Origin of the sequence: Pseudoalteromonas sp. TB41 (assembly GCF_000497975.1) — a bacterium.
Lineage (GTDB): Bacteria > Pseudomonadota > Gammaproteobacteria > Enterobacterales > Alteromonadaceae > Pseudoalteromonas > Pseudoalteromonas tetraodonis.
In genome coordinates this window covers 18748-31866 of sequence record NZ_AUTH01000105.1, presented here as the reverse complement: position 1 = coordinate 31866, position 13119 = coordinate 18748, and the positions used below count along the sequence as shown (strand labels likewise).

Below are 13119 nucleotides of genomic sequence, written 5' to 3'. Positions count from 1 at the left end.
GTTGTTTAAAGCATATTGTCTAACGATTGCGTGATGGCCTCACTTTTTTCAACCAAACGTTCAGCTGCTTTATACATTCTTTTTTTCATTAAATCGTTCGCTGTACTAATGTAACGTCTCGATAATTCTTTTCTAAGTGATACTAAAAGAGAAAAATCGTTGGGTAGTGCTGTCGATTCGGATTTAATAAACTCTTCAAATTCCATTAAAGCTTTATGATCTTCAATAGTTTCTAATTGTGCAGAAAAGCGTTGAAACTTTGGACCATAAAAAATGACCGCATCGGCACGAGGAAACTCGGCTTGTTCGCCTAAATTAATCTTTTGTTGGTATGCGGTTAGTGCATTAATTGCAGACTCACGCTTCATTAAATTAGCAAGAAGCTCTTCTGCTTTTTTGTTATTTGAAAATATAATTTTACCCACATTTAAAAGTACTTTTTGTGAGATGACATCATCGCTTTCTATGGCTGTGTTTAACGCAACAGTAAAGTTATCAAGATGCAGATCTGTTGGTTGATAACGGTAAGTTTTATCTACTTCTTTTAGATCTTTAACGAGATGAGCAATACTATTGGGCTGGTCTTCGTTGTAGCGTGATTGTTCGAGTAATAAATCTATTCTCGCGGTAATATCAAAAATAATTGATTGGCGCTCTCTCAATACACTTTCTAATTGCATCGAAAGTTTTTCTGAATCGGGATAGTAGTTCAGTGCATTAGAATAGACCGCTATTATTTTATCAAAATCTTTAAATTTACGGCCCGCAATATTATTAAACTGGCTTGCTTCATCATTAAAGCTATCTAATATACTTTGCTGATTTGATCTGAGTAATCCTTGTTTAAGCACCTCATACTGTGGCGGAATTTGTTCTAGCTTGTTTAAAATAGTAGGGCCTTGCCAAGACATCCATGCTTCCACTTGTTGGTTGATTGCCTTGGCGTTATCAAGTTGTGCCTGTAATTGCTTGGTATTATCTGAGCTTGAAAAATAATTTTGAGTTATTAAGGCAATAATTGCCACACTAGCCACACTGGCAAAAATAGCGGGTTTTAAGTTTACTTTTAGCGTTTTTGAAATTTGTTCTAGTGAATCGAGTCTTTGGCTGGCGCTTAAAGATAATGCTTTATGTAAATTTTTCCATAAAAGGAGAGGGCAATTACTTGGTTTTTTTACAGTAGTATTTTTAGGGACTTTATCTGCAGCAATGCGGTTAAATGGGTGCTTACTGCTTAGAAGCTCATAAGCAATACAGGCAAATGAAAATACATCATCTTTAATGGATGCTTCGCCGCCTTTTAGCTGCTCAGGGCTAGCATACGTTGGAGTATAACCACCAATGGTTGCAAACTCACTTTCGTTTTTAACAGCATATTGGTCGTCCAAACTTTTGTGTTTAGCAATACCAAAATCAAGCACTTTGAGGTTACCATTAGAGTCAAAAATAATATTCGAAGGCTTAAGATCATTATGTATTACGCCACGTGAGTGGGCATATATAAGGGCGTCAGTTAATTGCTCTAAAATAATTTTCGCTTTTTTAAACGCTAAACCTGAGGGTTTATTTCGCTTAATAATTTGTTCTAGAGTTTCTCCCTCAATGAGCTCCATAGTGACATAATATAAATCGCCATCAGAGTCTGCTGAGTACACTTTTACAATACTAGGGTGAGCAAGTTGTTGTGTTTTTGCTGTTTCATCTTTCAATAATGAAATAGCTTCTTCAGAGTTGGAAAACTCTTCTTGGAGCACTTTTATAGCGACCGATGCTTCAGAGCGACCGTTGTTTTCTAAAAAGGTATCTCGCGCACGATATATGTAACACATTCCACCTTGCCCGATGAGCTCTTCAATTAGGTAGCGATCGGATATCTTTTTGCCGAGGAGGTTTTGTTTATGGATGCTTGATGTTTTTTTTGTGCTGGAGTCTAGAGAAGCAATCTGAGTTTTATCGTTGTTATCATTAATATTGCTCATTAAAAAATCCTTTTATTGTGTTTAGTTAAATAATTACAAAGGTAAATAATCTCTACTTACCTATCAATTTTCCCTCTGATATAAGCATGTATTTTACAAAAATATACAATTATAGCAATGCCTGAATAGCATATTGTTGCCGGTGAACTCGCTTTATAGTGAATTGAAAAAGTCGGTTTAAAGCCAGAAGATGTCTCTAAAGTGTTTATTTTTGGCCTAGTTAAAAAGCATTAAAAAGAAAAGTAACAAACGCCGTCGATGAGTATATAGGCCGTATTGTTTTAGAGACAAAATCTACAATGCGACATTTCTCTGTGTTAATTTCAATGTTGACAATAGTTTCGCTTCTACTTTATCCTGTTCACAATAATGCTATAGGGACTGACTTATCAAATGGAACTGATACTAAACATCACTAGTTATCACAGACTTTCGCCTGAAATCGAAGCTACCAAAACGGTAAAAGATTCACTCACTTTTGGTCGCTCTGAGGGATGCGATTGGCATCTCCCCGATCCTGAAAAAATTATCTCAAGTAAGCACGGTAGAATTGAAAAAGAAGGCGATTCTTTTTATATATACGATAATTCAACCAATGGTTTGTTTATTAATTTTGCAGTGGCGCCTTTAGGTCAAGGTAATAAACAACGTTTGTCAGATAGTGATGTCTTAACTATTGGTGATTTTCAGGTTGATGTTAGTTTAGCTGATGAGCCACACGCAGATATTAGTAATCCTATTACTTCAAACAGTTCTCAACAAGTAAGTACATTTGCTTCACATAGTAGTCAAACTGCAGAGTCTGCGCCGTTATTCAATGATTCAATTATGAATGAGTCTATGCCTGCGGTATCTGTAATTTCACAACAAGCAACAGCGGATAATCATATTCCAGAAGATTGGGATGAGCTAACTCGCCTTATGAATACCGATGAGTTTGATCTTGGTAATGACGAAGTGAATTCTTCAGCGCCAGTTGACACTCCAGCTCCAATAAAAGAAAGTGCGCCGACTAAACGTTATAATGCTGAGCAGCAAGCTGTAAAACAAACAGCGCCTGTAAAAAGCTTTGCTCAAAATGATAAAGTGTTTTGTGATGCCTTTTTAAACGGATTGGGGATTAAGGATGAGCTTAAAAGTGCTCTAGATAATGAAAAGCTGTGGTTTGAGATGGGGCAGGGCTTAAGTTTGTTACTGACAGAGCTCATGGAATCTTTACGCCAACGCGCGATTGTAAAGAACAAATTAAGACTGAACCATACAATGTTTCAGACCGAACAGAACAACCCATTGAAGTTTTCTGCCAATATTGATGATGTTATTCAGAACTTGTTCATAAAAAATAGTGCAAGCTTTCTGTCTTCGAATGAATCTATTAAAGAAAGCTTTGTAGATACACGCAAGCACGAGCAAGCACTGCTCGCTGGTGCAGATGGCGTGCTCAAAGGGATGTTATCGCAAGTTTCTCCCGTGCAAATTAATCAACAGGCAAACGATAATTCTAACGTGTTAAAAATTATTCCAGGCCAAATAGAGTCTAAATGCTGGAAGTTATATCAAAGTTTATATGATGATATTTCTCAGGAAGTTAACGCGAAAGGCGCTATGGCTATGTCTGATGATTTTTTAAAAGCATATAACGATCGAATCAAAGAAACGCTCTAGAAAGGAAAGTAAATAATGCATAAAGTTAAGCTCTATTTAATGAGTTTTAGTTTACTATTTTTGGTACTGGGATGTACTACGATGAATAAAATCGTACCTCCTTCTACAGATCTGATCATCAATGTATCTAAAAATGTTAATCCGGATACATCAGAACGCCCTTCTCCGGTGGTGATGAAAATTTTTGAGTTGAGCTCAAGAACAATTTTTGACACGCAGGATTTTTTTAGCTTATACGATACGCCAGAAAAGATATTAGGCCCTGATTTATTAAAAAAGGATGAGTTAGAGCTTCAACCTGATTCAGTACAGCAATATAAAATGAGCCTTAATCGTAATACTCGTTATGTTGGGGTTGTTGTTGCTTACAGAAATATAGACCAAGCAAGGTGGAGAGCGGTTATTGAAGTTGACCCCACCGGTTATGACGACATCAATGTAAATGTAGAAGCGATTGCTACATACATGAGAGAGCAATAAAAAAGGATTTTTAAAATGGGTGATAACACTCGTGTTGCTTGGACTGAGGGGATGTTTTTAAGACCTCAGCACTTTCAGCAATCAGATAAATATATTTCAAATGTGATTAAGCAAGTATGCAGTGGAAACCTTGCTGATCCATGGGGAATAATTGATATTAGTATTGATAATGAATTACTTAACAGTGGTCAATTCGCTGTTGATTCATTAACTGCAATCACCCCGGATCTATTGCCAATTGATATGCCTCAGTCAACCTCTTTACCTGAGCCTTTAGTGGTTAATAAAGATGTGTTTGATGAAATTGTTTATTTGGCTATTCCTGCGCTAAAAAATAGTGGCGTTAATATATCGTCAACTGACGATAATATGGTTACTCGCTATAAGCTTAACGATTTGGCAGTGAGTGATGACTTATTGGGAGCGCAGTCTCAAGAAATAATTCAAGTTGCAAAAGTATACAGTAAGTTGATGCTGTCTTCTGATGATCATTCAGGGTATATCGTGTTGCCTTTAGCACGAATAGTGGATGTGAGCAGCGAAGGGCAAATAAAGTTAGATGCAAAGTACATTCCTCCCTCTTTAAAAGTAGGGCAGTGTAAACCTTTATCGGGGCTAGTGAGAGAAATTGGCTCAATGATAAAGCAACGCGCTGAAAGCATTGCTGCTAGGTTGTGCCAAGGTTATGCGGGTAGTACGTCAGTTGCAGATTTTATAATGCTGCAAACACTAAATAAATATGACGCGATATTTAATAATTTGCTCAGCGTTAATAGTTTACATCCGAACGTGTTTTATAGCCGCTTAATTGAACTGGCAGGTGAGTTATCAACCTTTAGCACGGCTAATAAAAGAGTGCCTAAATTACCTAATTATGATCACACAAATTTAGGGCAAGTGTTTAGTGAAGTGGTTAACTTTTTATACCAATTATTAAGCCATGTAATTGAGCAAACCGCGACTGAAATTAAGCTTGAACAAAGTAAGTTTGGTATTTCGTTTGGTGCCTTAAAAGATAAATCTATTTTAAATTCAGCGCAGTTTGTTTTAGCAATTAAAGCAAGCGTTCCGCATGAAGAGTTGAGAAAAATTCTACCTTCGCAAATTAAAATTGGCAGCGTTGAAACCATTCGTGATCTTGTTAACAACCAGATCCCAGGTATTACAATTAGTAACTTGCCAACAGCGCCAAGACAGATCCCTTACCATGCTGGTTTTCATTATTTTGAATTAAATCGCCATGGTGAACATTGGGAAAAACTGCGCTCCAGCGGAGGAATTGCTATCCACCTCTCAGGAAGTTACCCAGAACTCCAATTAAGCCTTTGGGCTATTAGAACTTAACTTTTTAAAAGGAAGAGTTTCAATGGACGAAACCATTATAAAACCACGCCCTGGCCGACTAGGGCGAAATACCCCAAGCAGTGGTGCAGCGCAAAATGATGCTGATAAAACCGTTATGTCGGTTGAGCCACCCTCTGCAAAGCCGATGAGCAATAATAAGGTATCAATTTTTAAAAATCCCTTGTTAGAAGCGGCAACAGATTGCTTTTCTCTTGTGATATCCATAAATCAATCGCTTGAAATGAGCAATCTAGCAGCGCTCAAGCACCGCTGTGTTGAGGCTATAAAGCGTTTTGAAGTGGAAGTCCGTAACCAGCACCTATCAAAAGAAGTGATTAATAATTCACGCTATTGCCTATGCGCTATTCTTGATGAGTCTGTATTGAATTCAAAGTGGAGCTCAATGGAGTGGGCTGATGAAAGTCTGCTGTCGACTTTTCACAAAGAAACCTTTGGTGGTGAGTATTTTTATACTCTACTTGATGCCGGGTTAGGGCAACCTGAAAAAAACAAACAGTTTTTGGAGTTGCAATACCACTGTTTAAACTTAGGCTTTAAAGGGAAATATCGATTAGATGCCGGCGGCGATACAAAAGTCGAAGAGTATCGTTCACAGCTTTACCATTTACTCAATCAGCTTGATGGCCCGATTAATAATAAACTATCTCCAAACTGGCAACAAAGAGTTGCTGCAGGTGTTGAACTAAGAAATCAAGTGCCACTGTGGGTCATATTTTCTGTGCTGGGGCTGATATTATTGATGATTTATCTATCAATAAATATGAAGCTAAATAACGATGTTTTTGCGATTAATGAAAAACTAGCGGGCATTCATCCGTTAGCTGTTAATCAAACGGTTGATAAAAAAGATCAGCAGCTGCGTGTACTTGAACAGTTACTGCAAACAGAAATTAAAATGGGGATTGTTGCTGTTGCAAAAAATTCCGATGGGATCCGCATAACGATAAACAGTGAAAATTTGTTTAAACAAGGGGATTCTCAACTACTTCCATCATTTCAGCCTATTTTAGAAAAGTTAGCGTTAAGCTTAGAGGGAACTAAAGGGCGAGTGCTTATAACGGGCCACACAGATGACTTACCAATTAGTACAGATAAGTATCCTTCTAATTGGCATCTTTCTTTAGCCAGAGCAACACAGGTTGCTAATTTAATGGCTAAAAGTACCAACTTAAGCGGTCGTTTATGGCCAGAAGGAAAGGGCGCTGCAGAGCCTATCGCCAGCAATTCAGATTCAGCTTCTCGGTCATTAAACCGACGAATTGAAATCGATCTATTATTTTAATGAGGCTGCAATGAGTTTCTCACAAAAATTTAAAAAAATAACCTACGCACTAACATCACGAACCGCTATATTAATTATCGGCTTTTTAGCCTTATCATTATTAATTTGGTTTGGTGGCCCTTTAATCGCAGTGGCAGACTATGTACCGCTTGCAGGTGTAGCATCACGATTATTAACTATTTTATTGGTATTATTAGTTTTTTCAGTGACCAAAATTTATCGTCTTATGCAGCAAAATAAGCGCGATGAAAAAATGGCAGATGAGTTAATTGATAACAATGATGCCAATAGTAGTGAAGTAAACGAAGAAATTACTACTCTTAAAACGAGAATGAATGAAGCTATAGATCTACTAAAAGATGTAAAGCTATTTAAAGGTAAAAATATATACCAGTTACCTTGGTATATTATGATTGGCCCTCCGGGTGCAGGTAAAACAACGGTTATTCATAACTCAGGCCTCGATTATCCATTAAAAGATAAGCTAGGCGTTGACTTAGTTCATGGTGTAGGCGGTACCCGTAATTGTGACTGGTGGTTTACCAATAAAGCGGTATTAATTGATACCGCAGGGCGTTACACAACACAAAGTAGCCACGCAAAACATGACTCAAGAGCATGGGAAGGTTTTTTAGGGTTATTAAGAAAGCATCGCCCGTTACGCCCTATTAATGGCGTGATGATCAGCATGGGTATTTCTGAGCTAATGAGCCAGACCAAAACTGAGCGAAACCTACATGCTCGTGCTATAAAACAGCGTCTTCAAGAATTACAAAACCAACTAGGGATGACATTTCCTGTTTATGTTATTTTTTCTAAAGTTGATTTAATTGAAGGCTTTAGAGAGTTTTTTGCTGAGCTAACTGAAGAAGAATGTGAGCAGGTTTGGGGAATTACCTTTGAACTTGATTTAGATAAAGATACTCAGGTAGATGCGTTCAATAAAGAGTTCCATGCTTTAATTTCTAAGCTTACGGAGATGTTAAATCGTCGGCTTATTAACGAGCGTAACGAAGCTATCCGTGCCAAAATTTTTGAATTCCCTCGACAGTTACGGGTATTGCAGGGCGTAGGTGATGACTTTTTAAAAGAAATTTTCACCCCCAATGCCTATGAAGAATTACCCATGTTCAGAGGGGTGTACTTAACCAGTGCGACGCAAGAAGGGACACCGTCAAGCTTTTTAAATGATGCGAGCGCAGGGAAAACAGATTACATAAATCAATCTAAAAGTTTCTTTATTAAGAATGTTTTAGAAAGTGTTATTTTTCCTGAGCAAAACTTAGCAAGCACTAACAAACATCATGATAAGCAAAATAAATGGCTTCGCGTTGCAAGTATTTCAGCTGCGTGTGTTGCTTTATTAGGTTTTTCAGTTTCGTGGTACTTTAGTTTTGCATGGAATAGCAACTTAATAGACGCCACCGATGAGGCAATTACTACTTACCAAGAGCTCGATGCCTCTTCGTTTGATAGAAATAATTTATTGGTGTTGAACGACAGACTAAATGCACTGAGAAATCTACCTGCTACTAACTCTGAGCTCATTAACCCTGAGGATGCTTCATCAGTTGGTTTTAATAAGTTAACCGAAATTAAAGAATCTTCTACTAATGCTTACAAGCGTTCTTTACAAACGTATTTAGAGCCATTTGTTGCTAATACTTTAATTAAGGAAATGGAAGCGCATCCAGAACACTTAAGCTATTTATATGAAACGCTAAAGTGTTACTTAATGTTGTTTAAACCTGAATACTTTGAAAGTGAAGATATTGTGGTGTGGTTCAGTGCTTATTTAGACAGAAACTTACCCGGTGATATGAATATGCAAACGCGTGGTGAGTTAATGAATCATATTTCAGCTTTACTCAATGAGGGAATCACGCAAACCGAAATAGATAACCAAGCTGTGCGAGTTGCACGTGCAGAGTTAACTAAACTACCGATTGCGGAAAGAGCATACCAGCGTCTTCAAGCTGATTTTCTTGATAGTAGTATTCCGCCTTTCAGACTAACCGATATTATTAGCTTTGAAAGTGCACAAAAGTTTACTTTTCGTAATAACGGCGACTTAACGCGAAGCATTCCAGGGTTATACACTTTTAATGGTTTTCATGGCATTTTTAATATTGAAAAAGGAAAAATGCTTGGCAACTTAATGGCTAGTAGCTGGGTTTACGGGCAAGAAGCCTCAGGAACTTACGATATTTCTAAAGCGGAGATAGAGAAGAAACTAGAGCAGCGCTATTTCCAAGATTACATTTATTATTGGCAGTCATTTTTAGATGACTTGAGTCTTAATCAATACAGCTCACCCGCTGAAGGCGTCAATATTACTGATGTGCTAGCAGGCTCTGAAGCACCGATTAAAAATATCATCAATGCGGTGAAAAAGAATGTTCAGCTTACTAAACTACCAGTATCTGAAAATCAAAAAGTAGCTGGTGATGTGGCAGCCAATGCCGCTAAAGTCGCTATGCAAACTAAAGCAAATCGAATCAAGCGCTTTTTACCTGATGAAGCTCCAAAATTTGAAATTGATCTACCAGGTTACCAAGTAGAAGAAGCCTTTGAAGATATTATTGATATTGATGTTCAGCAACTTGATAATATTCAGAAAAATTTAAGAGAGTTAAATATTTATTTAACCAAGCTTGATAGAGGCGATCAGCTTAAGTACTCCATTAAAGATCAAATAAGCGGTAAGAGCAAACCTAGCTTTATTCGCCAATTAGAGTATCAAAGCAGCGACTTACCTTATCCATTTAATAGTTGGTTACTGGATATTAGTAGAGATACTAGCAACATAACCAAAAATAGTGCTAACAGGCATCTAAATGAAATTTGGAAAAGTAAAGTTTTACGCGAGTATAACGCGGCGATTGTGGGCCGTTACCCATTTGCTCCGCAGGCTGAAAAAGAAGTCAGCATTAAAGACTTTACCCGCTTCTTTGGTCCTAATGGCACCATAGACAACTTTTTCAATAGCTACGTAGCCCCGAGTGTGGACATGAGTTCAACCCCTTGGAAGTTTGAAAAAGATATTGGTATTAGCAACAACACGTTAAAAATGTTCGAGCATGCTTACAAAATTCAAACCGCATTTTTTGACCGTGGTAGTAATACTCCAAGAATTGAGTTTGGCTTGCGTACCTTTAAATTAGATAAAACGGTCTCAAGCTTCATGATTGAAATTGATGGCCAATCTATGATTTATCGTCATGGTCCGCTTAAGGTGACCAATTTTGTTTGGCCTGGTGCAAGTGGTCAAAGCAAAACTCGAGTGGTATTTACTCCACCAAATGGTGGGCGTTCAATTAACACCACCTACCAAGGTGAGTGGTCACTATACAGAATGTTAGATGAACTGAGTGAAAAGCGAAGTAAAACGCGTGAAGACTTAGAGCTGCATTTCTCACTAATGGGTAACAATGCAAAAGTAGAATTATTGCCGAGTTCAATCAGGCATCCTTTTTGGAATAGCAGTGTAGAGAAGTTCTCATGTCCGACCCGATTGTAGATATTGGTTATCTTGGCAAAGTCCCTTGTTTAGGTGACTTTGTTCAAGATAATGTTACTAAAGAGTTTTCAGAGCATTGGGAGCAATGGCTTCAGGCTGCCATTGCTGTAAGTAAAGAACAGCTTGGTGATGTTTGGCAAGAAAACTATTTAACAGGTCCCGTTTGGCATTTTGCCTTAAGCCCAAATATTGTGGGTGATACTGGCGTTATGGGCACGTTATTGCCAAGTATGGATGCTGTGGGGAGGCATTATCCTCTCACGGTAACGCGAACAACACATATTGCTCCTGTCGATGTGCTTCATTCTGGTGTTTTTTCGTTGGAGTACGAAGATGCAGTACTCAAAGTACTTGATGGCTCCGTTGATTTATTTTCTTGGCGCAAAGAGTTAGCTAATACTTTGAGCGAAATTACTTCAACTAAAAAGCAAGTTAGTTTTGCGAACTCGCTAGATAAGAATAAACAGGCTACAGCATTGGAGTTTTCTGGTACCGAATTAAGTGATCACATTTTACAAGATGCCATGCATGCCATTTTATATAAAAAGTATGGTGATTACAGTGTTTGGTGGACTCATGGCTCATGCAATATTAAGCCTATGGTGTTGATCACTTCGGCTCTACCGCCTGTAAATCAAGTGGCCGCTATGCTAGATGGACGATGGAAACATTGGGAATGGAATTTTACACAGGTAAAAAATAGTGATTAACAATTTAAGCTCAAGTTATGCCATTACCCACCGAGGTGCTGTTAGGCAACTTAACGAAGACGCGCATGTAGAAATTAACAGCCATAATTTATGGGTAGTAGCTGATGGTATGGGAGGACATGAAGCGGGTGAAGTTGCCAGCCAATTAGTTGTTGATGTTATAAGAACCCAGGTTGAAAAGTTTAAACTAGAAGATTTAAACGTCAGTGACATTGTTAAAGCCATTGAAGATGCAAATAAACAATTAACTGAATATAGCGCGCAATACTTAAGCAACAAAACAGCGGGCAGCACGGTGACAGCTTTGTTTGTTAAAAATGAACGCTATTACATTTTATGGGTTGGCGACAGCAGAGCTTATTTGTTACGCAACAGTAAGTTGACTCAAGTTTCTAGAGATCATAGTCAAGTTAACGACTTAATAGATGAAGGAATGATTTCTGTTGAAGAAGCTAAAAATCATCCACTGTCTAATGTAATTACCCGTGCCGTAGGGGTAATGGATGAAGTAAAAGTTGATGTTGTTGAAGGGGATATAAACACAGGCGATATATTTTTACTGTGCTCAGATGGTCTTACTGGCGAGTTATCAGATGAAGAAATATGTTTGTCATTAGAACCCTCTAGTATTATTGATTCAGGAATGGCGTTAATGCATTCTTCGTTAGTCAGAGGAGCCAAAGATAACGTGACCTGTATTTTAGTGAAATATGATGATGTGGATGCCAATCAATCGATACAATCTTGCAATTTGCAAGATGAGGCAACGATTCCATTGTTCACTAAGTAGCTGATTAAGCCTGTTTTAGTATAATCAAGAAAAAAAGTTGTAAATAAATCAGGAACAAAAAAACTGTTATTTCAATTATTTATAAAATAACATTAGCCAGCTTATCGGCATAATAGCGTCAAGGCTTGTAATTTAATTTAAAGAATGTAATATAATTTCCGCTTTGCTTCTTAGAGCACATGGATAATATTTAGGACAATGGAATGTTTTTATTTGAAGAGTATATTTCCCCTATTTCAGATGCTGAGTTTGCAGGTATTGATCCGCGCTCAGACGTCTCTCCAACGTCTACTTACTATGCCTTAAAAGATTTAAGAAACCAACTTCGTGCGGCTGAAAGAAATGCCTTAGTCGATGAAGAGGGAATTGCTTCACTTTCGCGAGATTGGCTGCCATTACTTGAACAATGCAGTGAGGCAGTTAAAAGCGAAAGCAAGGATATTGAATACCTTGCATGGCTAATTGAAGGTTTATGCCGCGTTCACGGGTTTAAAGGAATAGCGTTTGGTTTTCGCGTTGCCAAGTATTTGCTTGAACACCATTTTGAATCCCTTTATCCAACACTTGATGACGGTGATGAAATTTCAGACAAAGTGTCAGCCTTAGTTGGCTTAAATGGTACAGCCGGTGAAGGCACGTTGATCATCCCAATAAAAAGCATTTATATGACAGACAGTGTCAGTATGGATCCTTTTTCTTTTTGGGAGTATCAGCAAGGGTATGATATTTCGCGTTTAAATGATGAAAAGCGTGAAAAGAAAATAGCCCAAGGCGCAGTTGATTTTGAGCAATTAGAAAAAAGTGCCGCTGAGACCAGTACCGAATTTTTTGTGTCTTTAAAAAACGATATTGAAGATGCGATAGAGCAGTTTGCTGCCTTGAGCGAAGTTATGGATGAGGTGACAGGTGAGCCACAACCGACGTCTAACATCAAACAAGCATTAGAAGTGAGCTTAGCGGCGGTAAAACACGTAGCAGCAGATAAGCTTGAAGCAGCGCAAACTGCACTAGATAAAGCTAACGCTGAGCCTGAAGAGGAACTCGTTGAGGATGCGATTCAAGCTGACTCAGAGCAACCTAAAAAGCTTAGCAGTGATGAGATTAATTCAAGAGAAAACGCAATTAAAAAACTTCAAGAAATTGCGACTTTTTTCAGAAAGACTGAACCTCATTCACCGATGTCTTACACGATAGAACAAGTTATTCGATGGAGCGAATTATCGCTACCTGAGTTATTAAATGAGTTAATTACAGATAGTGATGCTAGGACTGGATACTTTAAGTTGTCTGGCATTAAGATCAGCGAAACTGAAACATAGTAAAAGGAG

9 protein-coding genes are annotated in these 13119 nt (G+C 38.0%); 8 read left to right on the top strand and 1 reads right to left on the bottom strand.

What is annotated here, in order from left to right:
* Positions 1 to 5: 5 nt before the first annotated feature.
* A complete protein-coding gene (locus tag L641_RS0118520; protein WP_024602750.1) occupies positions 6 to 1979 on the bottom strand; it encodes a serine/threonine-protein kinase in 1974 nt (657 codons plus the stop codon).
* A gap of 393 nt (positions 1980 to 2372) precedes the next feature.
* Here L641_RS0118520 and tagH point away from each other — a divergent pair, with 393 nt between their 5' ends.
* The 8 genes from tagH (at position 2373) to tssA (ending at position 13110) form a co-directional block, all read left to right on the top strand.
* Positions 2373 to 3644 carry a type VI secretion system-associated FHA domain protein TagH gene (tagH, locus tag L641_RS0118515; protein WP_013462958.1) on the top strand — a complete coding sequence of 424 codons (1272 nt, stop codon included), beginning with the start codon at positions 2373 to 2375 and terminating at the stop codon, positions 3642 to 3644.
* Between the two features lie 15 nt (positions 3645 to 3659).
* A complete protein-coding gene (gene tssJ, locus L641_RS0118510; RefSeq protein ID WP_013462959.1) occupies positions 3660 to 4124 on the top strand; it encodes a type VI secretion system lipoprotein TssJ in 465 nt (154 codons plus the stop codon).
* Positions 4125 to 4139: 15 nt separating this feature from the next.
* On the top strand, positions 4140 to 5468 hold the full coding sequence (gene tssK / locus L641_RS0118505; protein ID WP_024602749.1) for a type VI secretion system baseplate subunit TssK: 1329 nt from the start codon (positions 4140 to 4142) through the stop codon (positions 5466 to 5468).
* Positions 5469 to 5490: 22 nt separating this feature from the next.
* Positions 5491 to 6771, top strand: a complete 1281-nt coding sequence (gene tssL / locus L641_RS0118500) for a type VI secretion system protein TssL, long form (RefSeq protein ID WP_013462961.1) — start codon at positions 5491 to 5493, stop codon at positions 6769 to 6771.
* Between the two features lie 10 nt (positions 6772 to 6781).
* On the top strand, positions 6782 to 10291 hold the full coding sequence (tssM, locus tag L641_RS0118495; RefSeq protein ID WP_016900102.1) for a type VI secretion system membrane subunit TssM: 3510 nt from the start codon (positions 6782 to 6784) through the stop codon (positions 10289 to 10291).
* Positions 10273 to 11001: a type VI secretion system-associated protein TagF gene (gene tagF / locus L641_RS0118490; protein WP_024602748.1), complete on the top strand. Its 729-nt coding sequence runs from the start codon at positions 10273 to 10275 to the stop codon at positions 10999 to 11001. Before tssM ends, tagF begins: the two co-directional genes overlap by 19 nt.
* Positions 10994 to 11791: a protein phosphatase 2C domain-containing protein gene (locus tag L641_RS0118485; protein ID WP_024602747.1), complete on the top strand. Its 798-nt coding sequence runs from the start codon at positions 10994 to 10996 to the stop codon at positions 11789 to 11791. Before tagF ends, L641_RS0118485 begins: the two co-directional genes overlap by 8 nt.
* Before the next feature lie 203 nt (positions 11792 to 11994).
* A complete protein-coding gene (tssA, locus tag L641_RS0118480) occupies positions 11995 to 13110 on the top strand; it encodes a type VI secretion system protein TssA (protein ID WP_024602746.1) in 1116 nt (371 codons plus the stop codon).
* Positions 13111 to 13119: the final 9 nt, after the last annotated feature.

What these genes read in the sequence shown, in the direction of transcription:
- L641_RS0118520 (WP_024602750.1), bottom strand. Translation starts at nt 1,979, where the DNA reads ATGAGCAATATTAATGATAACAACGATAAAACTCAGATTGCTTCTCTA.
- tagH (WP_013462958.1), top strand. Translation starts at nt 2,373, where the DNA reads ATGGAACTGATACTAAACATCACTAGTTATCACAGACTTTCGCCTGAA.
- tssJ (WP_013462959.1), top strand. Translation starts at nt 3,660, where the DNA reads ATGCATAAAGTTAAGCTCTATTTAATGAGTTTTAGTTTACTATTTTTG.
- tssK (WP_024602749.1), top strand. Translation starts at nt 4,140, where the DNA reads ATGGGTGATAACACTCGTGTTGCTTGGACTGAGGGGATGTTTTTAAGA.
- tssL (WP_013462961.1), top strand. Translation starts at nt 5,491, where the DNA reads ATGGACGAAACCATTATAAAACCACGCCCTGGCCGACTAGGGCGAAAT.
- tssM (WP_016900102.1), top strand. Translation starts at nt 6,782, where the DNA reads ATGAGTTTCTCACAAAAATTTAAAAAAATAACCTACGCACTAACATCA.
- tagF (WP_024602748.1), top strand. Translation starts at nt 10,273, where the DNA reads ATGTCCGACCCGATTGTAGATATTGGTTATCTTGGCAAAGTCCCTTGT.
- tssA (WP_024602746.1), top strand. Translation starts at nt 11,995, where the DNA reads ATGTTTTTATTTGAAGAGTATATTTCCCCTATTTCAGATGCTGAGTTT.